15 protein-coding genes are annotated in these 16496 nt (G+C 60.1%); 9 read left to right on the top strand and 6 right to left on the bottom strand.

What is annotated here, in order from left to right; genetic code table 11:
• Nucleotides 1-201 precede the first annotated feature (201 nt).
• The 4 genes from VN887_03575 to VN887_03560 all read left to right on the top strand — a co-directional run bounded on the left by VN887_03575 (nucleotide 202) and on the right by VN887_03560 (nucleotide 4744).
• A complete protein-coding gene (locus VN887_03575; GenBank protein HXT39082.1) occupies nucleotides 202-1236 on the top strand; it encodes a J domain-containing protein in 1035 nt (344 codons plus the stop codon).
• A gap of 130 nt (nucleotides 1237-1366) precedes the next feature.
• Nucleotides 1367-2074, top strand: a complete 708-nt coding sequence (locus VN887_03570) for a succinate dehydrogenase cytochrome b subunit (protein HXT39081.1) — start codon at nucleotides 1367-1369, stop codon at nucleotides 2072-2074.
• Between the two features lies 1 nt (nucleotide 2075).
• Complete coding sequence (locus tag VN887_03565) at nucleotides 2076-3992, top strand: fumarate reductase/succinate dehydrogenase flavoprotein subunit (protein ID HXT39080.1); 1917 nt, start codon at nucleotides 2076-2078, stop codon at nucleotides 3990-3992.
• Nucleotides 3992-4744: a succinate dehydrogenase/fumarate reductase iron-sulfur subunit gene (locus VN887_03560; GenBank protein HXT39079.1), complete on the top strand. Its 753-nt coding sequence runs from the start codon at nucleotides 3992-3994 to the stop codon at nucleotides 4742-4744. The genes VN887_03565 and VN887_03560 overlap by 1 nt, the downstream gene beginning before the upstream one ends.
• 264 nt (nucleotides 4745-5008) lie before the next feature.
• Here the strand turns inward: VN887_03560 and purM are convergent, their stop codons facing one another.
• The 3 genes from purM to speY all read right to left on the bottom strand — a co-directional run bounded on the left by purM (nucleotide 5009) and on the right by speY (nucleotide 9282).
• Nucleotides 5009-6082, bottom strand: a complete 1074-nt coding sequence (gene purM / locus VN887_03555) for a phosphoribosylformylglycinamidine cyclo-ligase (protein HXT39078.1) — start codon at nucleotides 6080-6082, stop codon at nucleotides 5009-5011.
• Nucleotides 6083-6269: 187 nt separating this feature from the next.
• Nucleotides 6270-7928, bottom strand: a complete 1659-nt coding sequence (locus VN887_03550) for a hypothetical protein (GenBank protein ID HXT39077.1) — start codon at nucleotides 7926-7928, stop codon at nucleotides 6270-6272.
• Nucleotides 7929-8121: 193 nt separating this feature from the next.
• A complete protein-coding gene (speY, locus tag VN887_03545; GenBank protein ID HXT39076.1) occupies nucleotides 8122-9282 on the bottom strand; it encodes a deoxyhypusine synthase in 1161 nt (386 codons plus the stop codon).
• 131 nt (nucleotides 9283-9413) lie between these two features.
• Here speY and lpxK point away from each other — a divergent pair, with 131 nt between their 5' ends.
• From lpxK to VN887_03520, 5 genes are all read left to right on the top strand, one after another.
• Entirely contained in the window at nucleotides 9414-10586 is a 1173-nt protein-coding gene (gene lpxK, locus VN887_03540; protein ID HXT39075.1) for a tetraacyldisaccharide 4'-kinase, read from the top strand.
• A 3-nt stretch (nucleotides 10587-10589) separates the two neighbouring features.
• Entirely contained in the window at nucleotides 10590-11540 is a 951-nt protein-coding gene (locus VN887_03535; protein HXT39074.1) for a hypothetical protein, read from the top strand.
• Nucleotides 11537-12739: a lipopolysaccharide heptosyltransferase II gene (gene waaF, locus VN887_03530; protein HXT39073.1), complete on the top strand. Its 1203-nt coding sequence runs from the start codon at nucleotides 11537-11539 to the stop codon at nucleotides 12737-12739. The genes VN887_03535 and waaF overlap by 4 nt, the downstream gene beginning before the upstream one ends.
• Before the next feature lie 93 nt (nucleotides 12740-12832).
• Complete coding sequence (locus VN887_03525; GenBank protein ID HXT39072.1) at nucleotides 12833-13126, top strand: hypothetical protein; 294 nt, start codon at nucleotides 12833-12835, stop codon at nucleotides 13124-13126.
• 102 nt (nucleotides 13127-13228) lie between these two features.
• Nucleotides 13229-14143 carry a serine acetyltransferase gene (locus VN887_03520; protein ID HXT39071.1) on the top strand — a complete coding sequence of 305 codons (915 nt, stop codon included), beginning with the start codon at nucleotides 13229-13231 and terminating at the stop codon, nucleotides 14141-14143.
• A gap of 102 nt (nucleotides 14144-14245) precedes the next feature.
• Here VN887_03520 and VN887_03515 read toward each other — a convergent pair whose 3' ends face one another.
• The 3 genes from VN887_03515 to VN887_03505 all read right to left on the bottom strand — a co-directional run.
• The gene (locus tag VN887_03515; GenBank protein ID HXT39070.1) at nucleotides 14246-15130 is read right to left on the bottom strand and encodes a prepilin-type N-terminal cleavage/methylation domain-containing protein; all 885 of its coding nucleotides are present in this window, start codon (nucleotides 15128-15130) and stop codon (nucleotides 14246-14248) included.
• Between the two features lie 126 nt (nucleotides 15131-15256).
• Nucleotides 15257-15976 (bottom strand): hypothetical protein, encoded by a 720-nt coding sequence (locus VN887_03510; GenBank protein HXT39069.1) that lies wholly within the window; start codon nucleotides 15974-15976, stop codon nucleotides 15257-15259.
• A gap of 251 nt (nucleotides 15977-16227) precedes the next feature.
• The coding region (locus VN887_03505; protein HXT39068.1) for a hypothetical protein at nucleotides 16228-16496 on the bottom strand (269 nt) is incomplete at its 5' end.

The raw sequence follows: 16496 nt of genomic DNA, 5'->3' as shown, positions 1-16496 counted from the left end.
AGCGGAGGATGGCGCGATCATCACGACGACCAACGGTTGTCCACCCCGGCCCGCCGGCCTTGATGACCGCGCGCACGTCGCACCGGGCCAGGGACCGGCATCACGGTTATTGAAAGAACGGGACACAACGCTACATTCTGGGCGCATCCGGTGCGATGAGCCGGATCGAAAGACGGCGCGCGGCCGAAGAGAAACGAAATTATGGCAGTCGAGTTCAGGGACTATTACAGGATTCTGGGTGTTGAACGGACAGCGAGCGACGAGGACATTCGCAAGGCGTTCCGCAAACTCGCGCGACAATACCACCCCGACGTCGCCAAAGACAAAAAAACCGCCGAGGAAAAGTTCAAGGAGATCAACGAGGCGTATGAAGTCCTGAGTGATCCCGGGAAACGAAAGAAGTACGATGAACTCGGCGCGAACTGGAAACAGGGCGCGGAATTCCGGCCGCCACCGGGCTGGCAGCAGCGGACCTGGCGTTCCGGGACCGGGCAGGAGCAGGCCGGCGATTTTGAGTTTCACTTTGGGGGCACGGGTTTCAGCGATTTCTTTGAGCAGTTCTTCGGTTCGACGGGCGGAGGGCGGCGCGGCGCAGGCTTTGGCGGAGCCTTTCAGGAATCTTCCCAGCGGGGCCAGGATATCGAGGCCGACATCATGGTGACGCTCGAGGAGGCATTGAGCGGTTCCGTTCGTCCCGTGTCGCTGCGGCGCGATGCGGCTTGCGACCGCTGCGGTGGCAACGGCGAAATCAAGGGACGGACCTGTCCCCAATGTCACGGCAGCGGCCGGATGGGCAAGGTTGAGAATTATCAGGTGAAAATCCCCGCGGGTGTTCGAGAAGGACAGCGACTGCGCCTGGCAGGCCGCGGCGAGCCGGGTTTCGGACGCGGTGCGGCAGGCGACCTGCTTTTGCGCGTGCGATTCGCGAAACACCCGGACTTCCGTGTGGACGGCGACGACCTGTTGTGCGATCTGGATCTGGCGCCGTGGGAAGCCGTGCTCGGAGCTCAGGTATCGGTCACAACGTTGAACGGGCGCGTCAGCATCAGGATCCCGGCGGGCGCGCAGCGCGGTCAGAAGCTGCGCATTCGCGGCCAGGGTCTGCAGCGACGCGAGGGCGGACGCGGTGATCTATTCGTGGTGCTGGACATCCAGGTGCCTGATCGCGTTGGCGCCGGCGAGCGCGCGTTGTGGGAACAACTGGCGAAAGAGTCGCGGTTCAACCCGCGCGACTGATTTTTCGTTCGCGATTAGTCGATGTAACCCGCGGGCAAGTCCCACTTATACCTGCTCAGGCGCATTGACGGTGTTCGTCGTGCATCATTAGAATGTCTGACATTTGGCGGCGGTTCCGGCCAACTTTGAAATGAATATCGGCGCAAACCTGTTCAAATCTTCGCTTGGCAAGAAATTTCTCATGGCGGTGAGCGGCGGCGCCCTTTTTTTATTCGTTGTCGGACACCTGTTGGGCAATTTACAGATTTTTCTCGGACCGGAGGCGATCAATCGTTACGGCGATTTCCTGCAATCCAACAAGGAGATTCTCTGGCCGGCGCGCATCGTCCTGCTCGGCATGGTCGGCCTGCACATCTGGTCGGCGGTCAAACTTTCGGCGGAGAACAAAATGGCGCGGCCGGTCGGCTACGCGGGCGACCCGTCGCCAGTCGCCGCCAGTTACGCCTCGCGCACCATGCTGATGAGCGGTTTGATCATTGCCGCGTTCGTCATCTACCACCTGCTTCATTTCACGGCGCAGGTGAAGTCCCTCAATTTGACCGGCCAGGATTTTGTGGCGCTGCGCGACGGGAAGGGGCGGCATGATGTTTTCGCGATGATGGTGACCGGCTTTTCAAACCCGCTTGTGTCGACCTTTTATCTTGTTGCAATGGCGCTGCTCTGCCTGCACCTCAGCCACGGCGTGGGCGCGATGTTCCAGTCGGTCGGCTGGAAGAACGCCGCCTACGGGCCGCTCATCGATCGACTGGCCAGGGTGTCCGCCTGGTTGATTTTTCTCGGTTATGCCTCCATCCCCATCGCGATCCTGCTCGGGTACGGAAAGGAGGCTTTGAAGTAACATGGTTCTCGACGCGAAAATTCCGGCCGGCCCGATCGCGCAGAAGTGGGACAAGCACCGTTTCGAGATGAAGCTGGTGAACCCGGCCAACAAACGAAAGTTCGATGTCATCGTCGTTGGGTCGGGCCTCGCCGGGGCGTCTTCGGCGGCGACGCTCGCCGAACTTGGTTACAACGTGAAGTGCTTTTGTTTTCAGGACAGTCCCCGCCGCGCCCATAGCATCGCCGCGCAAGGCGGCATCAATGCCGCCAAGAATTACAAGAACGATGGAGACAGCGTTTACCGGCTGTTCTACGACACGGTCAAAGGCGGCGATTTCAGGTCCCGTGAGGCAAACGTTTACCGGCTTGCGCAGGTGAGCGTGAACATCATCGACCAGTGCGTCGCCCAGGGCGTGCCGTTCGCCCGCGAATACAGCGGCTATCTCGACAACCGTTCCTTCGGCGGCGCCCAGGTTTCACGGACGTTTTATGCGCGCGGCCAGACCGGCCAGCAACTGCTGCTCGGCGCTTATCAGGCGCTCTGCCGTCAGATCGGCCTCGGCGCGGTGAAAATGTTTCCCCGCACGGAAATGCTGGATTTGGTTGTGATCGACGGCCATGCGAAGGGCATCGTCGTGCGCGACCTGGTCAGCGGCGAAATCTCCTCGCACGCGGGCGACGCCGTGGTGCTGGCGACCGGCGGGTACGGCAATGTCTTTTTTCTCTCGACGAACGCGAAAGGCTGCAATGTCACCGCCGCCTGGCGGGCGTACAAGAAGGGCGCCGCGTTTGCCAACCCGTGCTACACGCAGATTCACCCGACGTGCATTCCCGTCAGCGGCGATCATCAATCGAAGCTCACTTTGATGTCTGAATCGCTGCGCAACGACGGGCGCGTCTGGGTTCCGAAGAGGAAGGACGACTGTCAGAAACCTCCGGGCACGATTCCCGAAGCGGATCGCGACTACTATCTTGAACGAAAATACCCGAGCTTCGGCAACCTGGCTCCGCGTGACATTTCCTCCCGCGCCGCGAAAGAGGTGTGCGACGAAGGCCGGGGTGTTGGTCCCGGCGGACTCGGTGTGTTCCTCGATTTTTCCGACGCCATCCGGCGACTGGGCGAAGAACGGATCAGGGAGCGTTACGGCAATCTGTTCGACATGTACGAGAAAATCACCGGAGAAAACGCGTATCAAGTGCCGATGCGCATTTATCCGGCGGTGCATTACACGATGGGAGGTCTGTGGGTGGATTACAATTTGATGAGCAACCTCCCGGGTCTGTTCGTGGTCGGGGAAGCGAACTTCTCCGACCACGGCGCGAACCGGCTCGGCGCCAGCGCCCTGATGCAGGGCCTGGCCGACGGTTATTTTGTTCTGCCCTATACCATCGGCCACTACTTCGCTTCGTCGAAGCAGTTCAAAATTCCGGCGAGCCATGCCGGTTTCAAGACCTCCGAAGAAACGTCCCGAGCCCGGACCAACCGGCTGCTGGCCATCAAAGGCAGGCGGACAGTGACGAGTCTGCACCGCGAACTGGGCAAACTGCTCTGGGAGAAATGCGGCATGTCGCGCAGCGAAGCCGGCTTGAAGGAGGCGTTGAACCGCATTCCCCTGTTGCGCGAGGAATTCTGGAACAACGTCAATGTCACCGGTAAAAACGGCGAGTTGAACCAGGACCTTGAATACGCCGGGCGCGTGGCGGACTTCATGGAATTTGCCGAATTGCTCTGCCTTGACGGACTCCATCGAAACGAGTCCTGCGGCGGCCATTTTCGCGAGGAGTTTCAGACCGAAGACGGCGAAGCGCGTCGGGATGACGAACATTTCGCCTACGTCGCGGCCTGGGAATACCAGGGACAGGACAAACCGCCCGCGCTTCACAAGGAACCCCTCGAGTACGAGGAAGCCCACATGACGCAGAGGAGTTACAAATAATGGACCTCACGCTCAGAGTCTGGCGCCAGGAGAGCCCGGAATCGGCCGGACGCTTCGAAACCTGCGAAGCCAGGAACATCATCCCGGACATGTCGTTCCTGGAAATGCTCGATGTGGTGAACGAGGAACTTATCACGCGAGGCAAGGAACCGATCGCGTTCGATTCCGATTGCCGCGAGGGTATTTGCGGCGCGTGTTCCCTGGTCATCAACGGTGTTCCCCACGGCGGTCGCAAGGGCACCACCGCCTGCCAATTGCACATGCGCCATTTTCAGAGCGGCGACACCATCACCATCGAACCGTGGCGCGCAAGGGCATTTCCTGTTCTGCGGGACCTCATTGTGGATCGCAGCGCCTTCGATCGCATCATGCAGGCCGGCGGGTTCGTGTCCGTCTCAACCGGCGGTGTGCCGGATGCCAATGGGATTCCCGTTTCCAAGGACGCTTCCGACCTCGCGATGGACGCCGCGCAATGCATTGGTTGCGGCGCCTGCGTTGCCGCGTGCAAGAATGCCAGTGCGATGCTGTTTGTGGCCGCGAAAGTCTCCCATCTCGGCCTGCTTCCGCAGGGAAAGATCGAAAAAGACCGGCGCGTGACGAACATGGTCCGGGCGATGGACGCGGAAGGTTTCGGCAACTGCACGGTCACCGGATCATGTGAAGCCGTTTGCCCGAAGGAAATCAGCCTTGGTTTCATCGCCCGCATGAATCGGGACTATGCCGTGTCGCTGCTGAAAGGGGAAAAAAGCTGACCGCCTTGTGAGTTCTGCCGGTCCGGGGCGGCCTTATTTCTTCCTTTTGGATTGCCCCGCCCGAAATATCACACCGCTGGCCTGCCGAACTTGGACCTCGCGCGCGAATCCATCCTTACGACCGGCGCGGGACGATTTCGAGGTCAGATGATCCGGGTCATCCCCTTTCTACAATTACAGAATGTCGATGAGTTCTTTTCATCCGCGGCAACGCGCCACTCCGGTTGTTCCAATCTGGAGTCCGATTCACCATGACAGCATTTGTTACCGACCCTCGATCAATTGCACCCGACCTCGGCCCTTCACTACTTCTCCAATCGACCAGGCCACCGACTTTTGCACGCGAATGAATTTCAACACAGCGTCCACCTTGTCGGCAGCAACAATAGCAGTCATGCCGATGCCCATGTTGAAAACCTGGTACAACTCGTCTTCGGGCACGCCGCCGCGGGCCTGAATCAGTTGGAAAATCGGCGGCATGTCCCACGCGCCCTTGCGGATGATGACATCACAGTCCTTCGGCAAGACGCGGGGGATGTTGTCGATGAACCCGCCGCCGGTGATGTGCGCGAATGCGCGGAGCGCCGTCCCATGCCCGGCTGTGGGCGGATGAGCGTTGAAACGCCGGATCAGTTTTTGCACAAGCGGGCCGTAGCTCAAATGAACCTTCAACAGTTCGTCGCCGATCGTGTTGCCGAGTTCTGCGACGCGGCTGGTGGGCTTGAGTTGCATCCGCTTAAAGAAGATGTTGCGCGCGAGCGAATAGCCGTTGGTGTGCAGTCCGCTGGAAGCGATTCCCACCACCACGTCACCGGGCTTGATGCATCTGCCGTCGAGCATCCGGGATTTTTCCACGACGCCGATGATCGTGCCGCTCACATCGTATTCACCTGTCCGGTAGAAACCGGGCAGCTGAGCCGTCTCTCCACCGATGAGCGCGCAATTGTTTTCGGCGCAGGCTTTGGCGAAGCCCTTGATGATTTCTGAAAAAACGTGCGGTTCAAGCAGTCCGGTGCCGAGGTAATCAAGAAAGAACAGGGGCTCGGCGCCCAACACGGCGATGTCGTTGACGCAATGGTTGACCAGGTCCTGCCCGATGGTGTCGTGGCGGCCCATCGCGAATGCGATCTTCAACTTGGTGCCGACGCCATCAACACTCGAGACAAGCACGGGTTGTTTATACTTCTTGGTATCGAGCGCGAAAAGACCCCCGAATCCGCCGACCTTGCCGAGCACTTCGCGGCGACGCGTGATCGCGAGCAGCCGTGGGAGCGTCGACTTGACGCGATTCCCAAGATCGATGTCAACACCCGCGCGCGCGTAGGCTTTTTGTTTCATGCGAAAAATTCGGCGGATTATTCGCGGGCGGGCGAAACGCTGTCGAGCATTGATATTCCGCCGCAGGAGTTGGCGACACGGTAACGAAGGGCGCAACGCTGACCGCTATACGCCGCCTGCCGGTGCGGTCGCAGGATCGCTTCGCGGCGCCGCCTCGGAAGGCGCGATGCCAGTTCCCGCACCCGAATCAACGGTCCCAGATGCCGCCACTTCGCTCCCCCCCCGGTTGTTGTCCGGTTTCCAAAGTCCCCGGGATATCTTCGGACGACGTACCGGCTTGTGAAGGCGACCCTGTCTCCGCAGTCGCTGGACGGCTTTTGGGAAGCGCGTCGTCGGCTGTCACCGGCCCCGGCACGGTTGCGGCGGGTTTCTCGGCCGGCTTGGGCGGTCTCGGAACTGGTTTTTTGGCGGTCTCGATCCGACCGTTCGCGAACTCGATCACGTGCCCCTGATGAATCAGCCAGTGCAAATCCGCAATCACGGCTGTTTGTTCCGGGGTCGGCTCCTGCATTGCGGCATGACGCGCGGTTGAATCAATCGTCTGCCGGCCCGCCGGAAGAGTCCCGTCCGCACCGGCCGCCACGGTGGCTGCGACCGTCGGCGAGGGCGAAAGCGCCTCGATCAGCCGACGGCGAGTACACCCGGGACGCGCGTTGATGTGATCGACAATGCGTTTGATTCCTTCCGACACGGGCGTGGCATCGAGATCGAGAAAGTGCGGGCGCGCAACGGCCACATGGGTGATGGTTTTGTTGACCTTGAAGAATTGCAGACCATGCGGGGCAAGCTGCTGGCTGAGCGTGGTGACGACTTTGATCGGAAACCGCTCCTGTTCATCCCAGGCCCGCCGCAGCAACTGGCGCAACGCGGGTGTCGGCAACTGCTGCGCCGCGGATCCGGACAGGGTGTGCGCTTCAACCGCGCTGATGATGTTTCCCGAATGCACTTCGCTAAAATGCCTTTCCACGTCTTCACGGCTGCCGAGCTTTTTCGGTTCAGGCACGTTGAGGCAGCTGAACTCCGTCTTGAAGCTTTGTTCCTCGATCCATTTTTTAACCACGGCTTCGTCCTTCACGATTCGCACCTTCGACTTGTAAGCCTCGAACGGCATCCGGGCGAACCGTTCGGAGTGCAATTTGCGCAACTTGTTCTGATAATCGTGATAATTCGGAGGTCCAAGAACCACGCCACTCAAACTGCATTGTGCGACGAAGGTGTACGTTCCCTTGGGCGGGTCGGTTGGTATGCGCTCGGCTTTGTAAAACGTGTCAAAGTGCCGGCGGAGTGCGTGACTGACCGCATCGCGCTCGGAAAGCCAGATCGTGTCGTCCAGATTGCAGAGCCAAAGCTGTTGAGGAACCTGCCCATCGGGCTTTTTGATCGCGCCGAAGGTGACGCGGTAACGTTCCGGACGCTTCAAAATCAGATGCGCAATGTCAAAGACCGGATACGCGCGGCCGGTCAGCTTGATCTGCCGGGCGAGTGATTCGACCCCCTTTTCCTCCGGTACGATCGTCACGGTCACTTCCGGCAACGACAAGACCACCTCCGGTTTGTCCTCCCGGAGCGATGCTTCGGAACGATCGAATCCCTCCCGCCGCGGCGGACGGCCGCGGTCGTCCCGGGACCGACGCGAGTCGCCTGAGCGCCTGTCTCCGCCCGGCCTGCGGTCTTGCGGGCCCCGGCCACGACGCTCACGCCGGTCGCGATCTTGAGGTCCTGAGTCCTTTTCGCCGCCTTCGTATCTGGCGTAGCGATTGGCAGACGGCGACTGTTTGGCCCAGGCGGGCAGGAGCTGCAGCTCCAGATCTTCCAAATCCAAACCGGTGTCCGGCGAGTTGCTCATGTGACTGCGTCTTCGGAGCACATTGGTGCGCCCGAAATGAAACGGGCGGTCAGGATGAATCGCTCTCCAACGGAATGCAAGCGTCAGGTTGGTGACATCAGGAAGCGCTCTGAGCGGATGCTGTTCACGGACGCATTGCCCGGGACGACCCGCTGCGTCGCGAGTCACCCCGCTGACCCGCTCGGCGGCAAAATCATTTCCTTTTGATCCCGACGCTGCTCCCGCGTTTGGCGATTTTGCGCGAGGTCAGCACTTTGGATATGCTGCCGGTCTTGAGGTATTTGGCGCGCACATTTTCCAGAATCTCGTCCCGACGATCACAGAGGCGTTTCAATCGGCGCGGTTTCACGCGGCTCAGACAGCATGCGGTCAGCAACGGCAGCGCGATGGTCGAGTCGGTGTAGCAAACGACGCAATCGGGCAGCGTGTCGGGATCTACCTTGCCCCAGCTCACGGCCTCGGCCGGCGTTGCCCCGCTCAGCCCGCCGGTGTCCGGGCGCGCGTCGGTGCATTGCAGAAAATAATCGTGGCCCTTTTCCGCAAGCCCCATCACTTCCTGGATCTGCGGCTCGGTCTGGAGCATGAAATTTTTTGGCGAGCCGCCGCCAAGGATGAAAACCGAGGACGTGTGGCCAGTGGACTTTGCCTCGTATACAATTGCCGCGGTCTGATTCACATCGCGATTCACGTCAAACAGCAGTTTGGAATCACGCAACGCCATCGCGGCCACGTTCATTCCTATGGAACTGTCGCCGGGGCTGCTGGTAAAGATCGGAACACCGCATTCGTACGCGGTGGCGAGCACGCTCGAATCCTTCAAGCCAAGTTTCCTGCCCCGTTCGTGAACGTATTTGCCGAGCAAACGATGGAACTCATCGGTGCCCATCGTGCGCTGGAATTCCGGACCCTGGATGACTTCCCGCACGAACGCGTCCGTGTCGAGCAACACGTTGTAATCGAACAACACGTCGTAAATGCGGATGACGCCGTCGCGGTGCAGTTTCACGTCATCAAGGAATGGCGAACCCTGGTACAGCGCCATGTCGAGGCCGTAGTGCAGGTCATGGTAAAGGTTCGCGCCGGTGGAGACGATCCAGTCCACGAAGCCGGCCCTGATGAGGGGGATGAGGCATGATTTGCCCAGGCCCGCCGGTGTGAGCGCGCCGGTGAGGCTCATGCCGACGAATCCATCCTCCGGCAGCATCTTTTCCGCGAGCAATCTGGCCGCTTCGCGCAGGCGCCCGGCATTGTAGGCAAGAAACGTCTTCTCGACCAGGTCAGCGGCAGAGATGCGTCCGCCCACGCCGAGCGGATTGAGACGCGGGTAGGCGGCGAACTTGTTCGTCTTGCTCATGCGCGGGAGTGTTGCGAAATCGGACACAAAGGCAAACGGATTTTGATTCAACAGTTGTCCGGACCGACCTGCTCTTCGCCGCGCCCTTGCCCGCTTGCTTCGCGCTCCGCCTGTAGGCAGACTGCGCATACATGCGCGAGCGAGTCCGAGACTGGACGGAGGCGGCGGAAACCTTCGTCCTCGAAGTCATCTCCGAACAACGCCGTGGCAAGCGGGCCGCAATGATGCGTGTCGCCTTGCTTGCGCTTTCTAAAATCTATCAGGTCCTCAAAAAAATCCGCCGTTTTCTTTACAACGTCCGCATCCTGCGCGACTTCACGCTTGGCGTGCAAGTCATCGCCATTGGCAATCTGACCTGGGGTGGCACCGGCAAAACGCCGGTCGTGGAAAAATTTGCGCGCGAACTCCGGGACCAGGGCCGCACGGTGGCCATCCTCTCGCGCGGTTACCGCTCGAAGCCGCCGCCGCTGGCCAAGCGGTTGATCGACCGGTTTCTGTTCCGGCAGGACCGCACGCCACCGCGCATTGTGTCGGACGGACGGTCTCTGCTGCTCGATTCGGAAACCGCCGGTGACGAACCGTACATGCTGGCGTCAAACCTCAAGGATGTCATCGTTCTGGTGGACAAGGACCGCGTGAAGAGCGGACGTTACGCAATTGAAAAATTCGGCTGCGACACGCTGCTGCTCGACGACGGATTCCAATACTGGAAGCTGCGCGGTCGCCGGCAGGACGTGGTGCTGATTGACTGCCAGCAGCCGTTTGGCAACGAGCACCTGGAGCCGCGAGGATCTTTGCGCGAACCGCCTTCGCACCTGTCGCGCGCCAATGTCATCTTCATCACCAAGAGCGATGGCAACACGGCCGCGCTCCGTGAGCGCATTGCGCAACACAACCGCACCGCCGGGATCATCGAGTGTGTGCATCACCCGCTTTACTTCGAAGACGTATTCACGGGCGAACGCCATGGCCTCGATCTGATCAAGGGCCGGAAGGTCGCCTCGCTCAGTGGGATTGCACAACCGGAAAGCTTCGAACTGAGCCTCTCGCAGATCGGCGGCGAGCTCGTTTACTCGAAGCGTTTTGCCGACCACCATCGGTTCACTCAACAGGAGGTGTTGAATGTCATCAACCGGAGCAAGAAACGCCAAGCCCACGCCATCGTCACGACGCAAAAGGATGCCGTGCGCTTTCCGAAGATCGACCGCCGCGACCTCTCGATTTACTTCATGCGGGTCGAGATCAAGATTCTCAGCGGAGCCAAGGACTTTCACGACTGCGTGCAGAAAATCTGTTTTCGCTGAACAATGGACCTGCTGCTCTACTGCCTGGCGCGCGCGGTCGTCGCTGCGTTGCAGGCGCTCCCACTGCGCGTCGTGGCGCATCTGGGGCGGGCGGGTGGATCGCTTGCCTGGTCGCTCGACGCACGGCATCGGCGCGTGGCGTTGGACAACCTCCGTTTGTGCCTCGGCGCCGAAAAATCCCCGACCGCGATCCGCGCCCTGGTCAGAGAGAACTTCCGTCGCATTGGCGAAAACTTCGCCTGCGCGGTGAAAACAGCCGCCATGAGCAACGACGAAATCAAGAAGGTCGTGCAGGCGGCGGGCGTGGAAAAGCTTCACGCGGCCGCGCCCGGTGAAACGCCCGCCAGCTGCGTGATCGCCATCGGTCACTTCGGCAACTTCGAGCTTTACGCCCGGTGCGCGTCGTTCGCGCCCGGCTATCAGTTTGCAACCACCTACCGCGCCCTGCGCCAGCCCGCCCTGAACAGGCTCCTGCAATCGCTCCGCGAAAAATCCGGCTGCCTCTACTTCGAACGGCGCACTGACGCCGGCGCCTTGAAGACCGTGATGAGCCGCGGCGGCACCGCGCTCGGCCTGCTTGCCGATCAACACGCGGGCGACCACGGCCTGCGGCTGCCATTTTTAGGACGCGACTGCTCCACGAGCGCCGCGCCGGCGGTGCTCGCGTTGCGATACCATTGCCCGGTTTTCACCGCGATCTGTTATCGCGTCTCGCCGGGTCGCTGGCGCGTCGAAGTCGGTGATGAAATTGCGACCCACGAAGGCGGCCGGCCGCGTTCCTCCGAGGCCATCATGCGCGATGTCAACCGCGCGTTGGAAATCGGCGTCCGCCGCGATCCGGCGAACTGGTTTTGGGTGCACAACCGCTGGAAGCCGGGAAAGTGGAGAAGAACCGGGACCGGCGCTTCCGTTGCGGCCACCGATTCGACTGCATCAATTCCGAACACACCGTGATTGCGCCCCACGCCATCCACGACGCGCACCTCGGAAGAATCCTCGTGCGCGGGGTGAACTGGCTCGGCGACGCCGTGATGACAACTCCCGCCCTGCTCCGGTTGCGCGAGGCGACGCCCGGCGCCCTCATCACACTCCTCACGCACGAAAAGCTGGCCGGATTGTGGGCGCATCACCCGGCTGTGGACGCCATCGTGACCTTCTCAAAGCGGGACACCCTCTGGAGCGTGGCGAGAAAACTTCGCGCGGGACATTTTCGAACGGGCCTCACCCTCGCCAACTCTCATCGCTCGGCCCTGGAGCTGTGGCTGGCGCGTATTCCTCAGCGCATTGGTTACGGGCGTCCGGGACGGAATTATTTTTTGACGAATGCCGTTGCTTCGCGCGCCGGTGGCACGGCGACGAGAAAACGTTCGGTTGGTGAAATTAAAAAGCTCGTCGCCCGTGACCACCGTGGCACCGGCTCCACCTCCGCAGGTTCCTGCAATCACGAAATGCGGAGCGCTGCTTCGGGCACGAATGTTCACCAGATCCGTGACTATCTGCATCTCGTATCCGCACTCGGCGCCAACCCGGACCCGCTGCCGCCCCTTCTCGAAATGACGGCCGGCGAAGTCGCGGCCGCACGACAAAAATTCGAACTCGCGGACAATGCGCACTGGCTCGGCCTTAATCCGGGCGCGGAATATGGACCCGCGAAACGCTGGCCGCTGGATAACTTTCTTTGGTTGGCGAGAGAGGCGGCGGCCTGGCCGGGTTGGGGCGTGGTGGTTTTCGGGGGCGAAGGCGATATCGCCATTGCGGAGAGAATCGAACAGGAATTTTGGAAAACGGCGAACCAGTGGAAATTCCGTCCGCGATTTGTGAATTTGTCCGGACGCACCTCACTGCGGGAACTCTGCGCGTGCCTGAAGCTCTGCCGAGTCCTGGTGACGAATGACACCGGTCCGATGCACGCGGCAGCGGCGCTCGGAACTTCCGTGGTGGCGATCTTTGGCAGCACATCGCCGCAACTGACGGGCCCCGCCCTGCCCGGCGACCCGCGCTGGCGGGTGGTCGACTCGGGCGCCCCCTGTTCGCCCTGTTTCCGACGTGAATGCCCGATCGATTTCCGTTGCATGAAAGGCATCGGGCCCCCGCGGGTGGTCGAAGCAATCGTCGGCCTTGGAGGAACCCCGGGCGGGCAAATCGACCCGTAACCTTTCGTCCTGACCCGGCGTCCAACACTCAAACAAATCATGGTGGGGTTTGTCCGGCGCGGCGCCGGATGATCACCATCGACAAAGCAAGCTATGAAAAAAATACTCACATTGGCACTCAGCCTTTCGCTGCTCGGGATCCTGGCGCCGGCTCTACGCGCGGCTGATGCCGACAACGGCGGAACGAAGCGTCCTAAGCTGACCGAAGAGCAGCGCAAACTGCGAAAAGAATTGCTGGAAAAGTACGACACCAACAAGGACGGCAGGCTCAACAAGGAAGAGCGCGCCAAGGTCAGCAAGGAAGACAAGGAAAAGCTCGAAAAGGCGGGCCTTGTCCGCAATCGCAAGAAGAACGCGGACAGCGACAAAAAGGACTCTTCGAAATAATTCCTCCCGACCCGATTCAAGGCCGGAGCCTTTTCAGGCCCCGGCTTTTTCCTTTCCGCCGTCCGCTTGCGTTTCATCCCGCCCTGCGGGATACTCCGTTTCGTGAACAACCTGACGGTGACCCAGTTGACCGACCAGCTCCTCGCCTCCTATGCGCGCGTGGGCGGCATCAACCATCTCGACGGCAAAAACCTTCCCTCCAAGATCGCCATCGCCGCCATCACCACCGATCTGCTGCGCCTGCTCTTTCCGGGTTTCTTCGACGACAAGCTGATTCACTCATCGGAGTTGAAAGCGGAAACCGCCGCGTTGATGGATGCGGTGCGGGAGCGGCTCGAAGATGAAATCTACAAGAGCCTCGAATACGCGCCTCCACCCGACGCAAAGAAGAAGGAACTGCGGCCGATGGCGCGCAGTTTCACCGGAGATTTTCTGGCCAGCCTGCCACGGGTGCGCGAACTTCTTCAAACGGACGTCGAAGCCGCCTACAACGGCGATCCCGCCGCATTGACGAAGGAGGAAGTCATCGTCGCCTACCCTTTCATCGAAGCCATCGCGGTCCAACGGCTGGCGCATGAACTCTACCGCAAGCGCGTCACGCTCATCCCGCGCATCATGACCGAATGGGCGCACAGCCGGACCGGCATGGACCTTCACCCCGGAGCGAAGATCGGCACGCATTTCTTCGTGGACCACTGCACCGGCACGGTTGTGGGCGAGACAGTGACCATCGGCAATCACGTCAAGTTGTATCAGGGCGTTGGGCTGGTGGCTCGATCGCTCTCCGGAGGCCAGACGTTGCGCGGCCAGAAACGGCATCCAACCCTCGAAGACCATGTGACGATCTACGCAGGCGCAACCATCATGGGCGGAGACACCGTCGTGGGCGAAGCGAGTACGATAGGCGCGAACGTGTTTCTGACCCACAGCATACCGGCAAACTCACTGGTGATTTTCGAGGACCTCCAGCTCAAAGTATTGAACAAACTCACGCGCCCGGTGGATTTTCAGATTTAGAGCCGCGAGTTCTTCGGTCGTCGCGTACGATTCGCAAATAATCCCCGCCCCGGTCGTTTTTTAGCTGACATTCTGAAGCCGGCAGCGAGATCAGAATCGAAGTTATTGCAAACTTGTTGTGTGCTGCCAGAGCCAAACAACATCTTGGTTGTTTGCCTGATTGACTGTTTGGACAACCACATGCCTGACCGGTGGAGTTGTGCGTGGGTCGCGCCACCGATGAATTTCTGCGTGGCCATCGGCGAACGACAGGCCGCCAGCCTTGTTGTGATAACTTGCAGGAAAGTCGGGTAACATTGCCTGCACTGGATTCGGATAGCCGCGCATGTCAACAACGAAGAAACCATCGTTGATGCTGTCGGGGTGTTCATCGATCAGCACCCACGACATCGCGGGTCCAGGATCGACGATGTCCGACATTTTGAGATACTTCCAAAAATATCTGTTGCCCACTTTGTCGCCAAACCAGGTGTAAACCCCCTCGTTCATCCCCATCCACGCGTCCATCGACATGCTGCGAGCACGGGGAATACTTTGTCCTTTAAACGGGCCAGTCGTTGGTTTGACCCGGACGACATCAGCCGGACACTTGTATATCTGAAGTGCACCGCCCGTGTAAGGCCAGATCGCTCCTCGCATAATGGTGTTCGTCACGTCCCAATTGGCGGGGTTTGCGTTGTTGTAATCTAGGATGCCGTGGACCCAGGCGTAGCGGTAATTCTTGTTGGCAGGATTGTCGTCAACGTATGCAAATGGGAGCGTATCTCGATTGTCGTCCACGTAAAGCCGCCACGCCAGCATCAATTGGCGATCATTGTTCATGCACATGATGCCTTGCGCCTTGGTCTTCGCTTTGGCCAGTGCCGGCAGGAGCAGACCCGCGAGAATCGCGATGATCGCGATTACGACGAGCAGTTCGATAAGCGTGAAGCCAACAGGCGCCGCCCGGCCTACGCGCCTAGCAGGAACGATCGTTGTCTGTCGCATAACAGGCCTTTCAGAAAATCGCCGATGAGCTTATGAACAATTAGCTCAACCGGCCGAAAAGACAAGCTTCGTTATTTGCCCGCAACGGAGACGCCGGACACGTCATCCTTGTAGCGGCCGACTCGGTCAGCGCACCCCGTCTTTGTCCAGGTAGGCGCGAAAGAGCGGCTCAATCTCGCGCAGGCTGTCCTGCACGATGGAAAATGCCGTGGCGGTGGCGAAGCAGTCGAGCCCGACGAGCGCGTTGAGGCTGGCATCCTTGGGGCTGATGCTCAACAGCCGCCTGGCAAAACTTTGGTTGACGGTGCCGATATCTTCGTAAATCCGAACCAGTCTTTCCAGCTTCCAATCGGGGTCTCGTCCGCGTTGACTCAAAAAATACTGCGCCAGCAGATAGGTGGAGGCGGCGCGGAACATGGTTTCGGCAACGGTGGCAAACGGCAGATGCGTGTAAACCATCGGCCGCAACTTGTCCATGACCGGGCAACCGCTGACTGCCATATAGAGCCCCATCAGCGAGCCGACGCCATACTGAACCGTCGCCCGCTTGTGATACCCGCGTGACTCGCTGCGTATGGTGATGTCTGCCTCCTCGATCGACAGGCATTCTTTGAACGCCTCGATGACGTCCACCAGGTTCGCCGCGATCGGGCAATGCGGGTGCCGCGCGGGGTCAAGCGGGCAATTGGGACATTGATGGTGTTCCAGCTTTGTCCAGTCCGGGAGGACGGTTTTTCGATCGGTGACGAGTTCCAAATCCGGCTTTTTCAATCGAACAGTGAATTGCTTGCGGATTCCGCTGCTCAGCTGGAATTGATATTCGATGTCAATGGTTTCGTCTTTCATCGAAATGGCATCAAGGTCGGGAGAGTAAACCAATTGCCCGCGCGCGCAACCAATCTGTTTAGTGGCGTTCCGTGCGCGTGGGACGGGCTTATTAGATTGAGGCGGCTGCGGTCGGGTGTTCTTCGAGCGGAGTGGCGAGGGAAGGCTCCAACACGGCCCGGCACGCAGAGCGTTCCACAACAATGGGGGCCGCTTTCTTGCACGAAAACCCTCCTGTCGCACAACGGGCGTGCGGATGTGTTCGGGAGCGTCTAGTGACGCGATGAAATCAAGCGCGATGCACTGCCCGGTTTCGACCCCCCTCCCGTCTGCATTTGCGGCAGCCTGTCCATGGCCAGTTCCAACTCGGTTTTAAAAACATAGCGGTTCTTTGGTGTAACGACGAAGTCCTTGAACCATCCGCGCCGGCGCCGGACGACGATGACCCGGTGCGAAGGACGCAGCGTGTTATGCCACCTCTCGGCCAGACCGGATCGCCGTTTGGACACGCATTCAATGTCAGACAGATTGATACGCCGCA

It is taken from the genome of Candidatus Angelobacter sp., assembly GCA_035607015.1.
Taxonomy (GTDB): domain Bacteria; phylum Verrucomicrobiota; class Verrucomicrobiia; order Limisphaerales; family AV2; genus AV2.
This window is presented reverse-complemented; position numbering and strand designations above follow the sequence as displayed.